Origin of the sequence: Robertmurraya mangrovi (genome assembly GCF_034427655.1) — a bacterium.
GTDB lineage: Bacteria > Bacillota > Bacilli > Bacillales > Cytobacillaceae > Robertmurraya_A > Robertmurraya_A mangrovi.
In genome coordinates, this window is the sequence record NZ_JAXOFX010000035.1 from 1 (window position 1) to 1,867 (window position 1,867).

The following is a 1,867-nucleotide window of genomic DNA, read 5'->3' on the forward strand; positions in this document are numbered from 1 at the left end:
TCTTTTTCTTGTGTGCCAGGCATGGCAATTATCTAGGTGGTGAAAGTCCACTGTGGGGGTACACATCGACCAACCACTAAGGAAGCGCAAGGTACTTATCGTGAGATAAGGGCTGGAGGAAGCGTGGAATAAAATCTTGGCTCGACGTACAGAAACCTGATACTAAGGCTTTAAAAAGGGATGAGGCTCCAAGACAAGTCAAAGTCCAAAAGATGTGCGTAACTTTGTAGAGTAAATCAGGCGAGTAAAAGAGGAAAGATAGTTGTCTTACCCTGGGAGGTCTTGCGGATGTACAGAAGTACAGTCGAAAAAGGTTAGCCGCAAGAAGTCAGCAGAAGCCATAGTAATGAAATAAACTCATGAAGGGCTGAACAATTTATAGTGTTTCAACACCACGAATGCGTAAGTGACGTACTCCGAATGGGTTAATGGTGAAAGTATGAGCGTATCTCAAAGGCTAACCAAAATAGAGCTATCACTTACTACGTGAGAGGAAAGGGGAAACGAGTGTGGAACTTTTAGAACAGATTCTAAGTAACCAAAATATGAACGAAGCCTACTTGCGTGTCTATAAAAATAAAGGTGCAAGTGGGATTGATGGAGTAACCGTCGACGAACTAAAGCAATTTCTGAAAGAGAACAAAGATGAGCTACGTCAGCGCATCAGAACAAGAAAATACCAACCACAAGCTGCCTTAAGAGTGGAAATCCCAAAAGAAAACGGCAAGATGCGCAAGTTGGGAATACCAACAGTAGTGGATAGAGTCGTTCAACAAGCCATTCATCAAGTTCTCAGTCCGATATTTGAAAAGCAGTTCAGTGAATTCAGCTATGGTTTCAGACCAAAAAGAAGTTGCGAAATGGCAATCATAAAAAGCTTGGAATTTCTAAATGATGGATATGATTGGGTAGTGGACATTGACCTTGAAAGATTCTTCGATACCGTTCATCACGATAAACTTATGCGAATTATTGCCAACACAATAGATGATGGGGATGTCATCTCTTTAATCAGAAGATTCCTAGTCAGTGGAGTCATGGTGAAAGGGAAATATGAAGAAACACCTGTCGGTACTCCGCAAGGAGGGAACCTCAGCCCATTATTAAGTAATATTATGTTAAATGAACTCGATAAGGAACTAGAAGGTAGAGGACTGCGATTCGTGAGATACGCGGATGACTCGCTCATTTTTGTGAAGAGTGAGAAAGCAGCAGACAGAGTGATGAAATCAATCGTGAAATTTATAGAAGAGAAGTTAGGGTTGTTAGTAAACGCAGAAAAGAGTAAAGTCTCCCGTCCGGGAGATTTGAAGTTCTTGGGCTTTGGTTACTATTACGATTTTAAAAACAGTGGATACCAAGTGAAACCACACCTAACTTCTGTACAGAAATTTCAAAGGAAACTTCGGCAACTGACTAAGAGGAACTGGAGTATCCCGTTAGATTACCGAATTTTGAAATTGAAACAAGTCATATTCGGATGGGTAAATTACTTTAGAATATCAAATATGAAAAAGGTAATGACTCGTATTGATGAGAAGTTACGCTCCAGAATTAGGGTAATCATCTGGAAACAATGGAAGGTATCGAAGAAACAAATCAATTCGCTTATCCAGCTTGGAATTCCGAAGGAGGAAGCTAAGGGATTAACCTTCTGCCGAAGGGGTTACCGGTTTATAGGATTATCGAAGGTTATCCATAGAGCAATTTCAAACAAAAGACTAAAGCAGAGGGGACTTCCCTCTGCTTTAGAGCATTATCTAAAAGCACACACTGTAATATAAATTGAACCGCCGTATACGGAACCGTACGTACGGTGGTGTGAGAGGGGCGAAAATAATCAACTTATTTTCCCTCTACTCGATTT

General features: G+C 40.8%; 1 protein-coding gene. It reads left to right on the top strand.

Annotation, left to right across the window (positions count from 1 at the left end):
- The first annotated feature begins 509 nt into the window (after positions 1–509).
- Positions 510–1,784 carry a group II intron reverse transcriptase/maturase gene (ltrA, locus tag SM124_RS23845; RefSeq protein ID WP_322448960.1) on the top strand — a complete coding sequence of 425 codons (1,275 nt, stop codon included), beginning with the start codon at positions 510–512 and terminating at the stop codon, positions 1,782–1,784.
- The last annotated feature ends 83 nt before the right edge of the window (positions 1,785–1,867 follow it).